Genomic DNA, 895 nt, shown 5'->3' with positions numbered 1-895 from the left:
GAACTTAGCTGTACATTCCATAGTAAACTCTTCTGGCATTTCTTTTGTAAAATGAACCTGACTAGCGTCAAGGCTAGTTGACATCAAATTGTCATGATAAAATCCTTGACCCACATAAAGGATATTTTGGCTAAGGTCTTTTCCGACCACAAACCAAGGTTCATTCTCACCACCCTGCTGACCACCAATTCCAAGACCACCCCGCTGGCCAATGGTATAATACATGAGTCCTGCGTGCTGACCCATATCTCGGCCATCCATTGTCATCATGCGACCAGGCTGGGCTGGTAAATATTGACTCAGAAATTCTTTAAAATTCTTCTCACCAATGAAGCAAATGCCAGTTGAGTCTTTTTTCTTAGCAGTGGCCAAGCCAGCTCTTTCAGCAATCGCTCTAACTTCTGGCTTTTCTAAATGACCCAGAGGAAACATAGTCTTCTGAAGTTGTTCCTGTGATAGTTGGCTTAGGAAGTAAGTCTGATCCTTATTGTTGTCCTTGCCACGCAGCATGTGAACCAAGCCATCTTGGTCTCTCTTCACCTGAGCATAGTGACCCGTTGCAACGTAATCAGCGCCCAGTGTCAAGGCATAGTCAAGGAAGGCTTTAAACTTGATTTCCTTGTTACACATGACATCTGGATTTGGAGTCCTACCAGCTCGGTATTCCGCCAAGAAGTATTCAAAAACACGTTCCCAGTACTCTTTCTCAAAGTTGACAGAGTAGTAAGGAATGCCAATCTGGTCTGCAACAGCTGCTACATCTTTGTAATCTTCTGTGGCTGTGCAGACACCAAATTCATCTGTGTCGTCCCAGTTTTTCATGAAGATGCCAATCACATCGTAACCTTGCTCTTTCAAGAGCAAGGCAGTTACTGATGAATCAACACCTCCGCTC

The 895-nt window shown here is 44.2% G+C and carries 1 protein-coding gene; it reads right to left on the bottom strand.

Going from position 1 to position 895, the window contains the following annotated elements; all coding sequences use genetic code 11:
• The coding region (gene mnmA / locus D8792_RS10805) for a tRNA 2-thiouridine(34) synthase MnmA (RefSeq protein WP_125374005.1) at positions 1-895 on the bottom strand (895 nt) is incomplete at both ends.

The organism is Streptococcus cristatus (genome assembly GCF_003943505.1).
Classification (GTDB): Bacteria; Bacillota; Bacilli; order Lactobacillales; family Streptococcaceae; genus Streptococcus; species Streptococcus cristatus_E.
The sequence above is the reverse complement of the archived record's forward strand: the minus strand, read 5'-3'. Positions and strand labels throughout refer to the sequence as shown.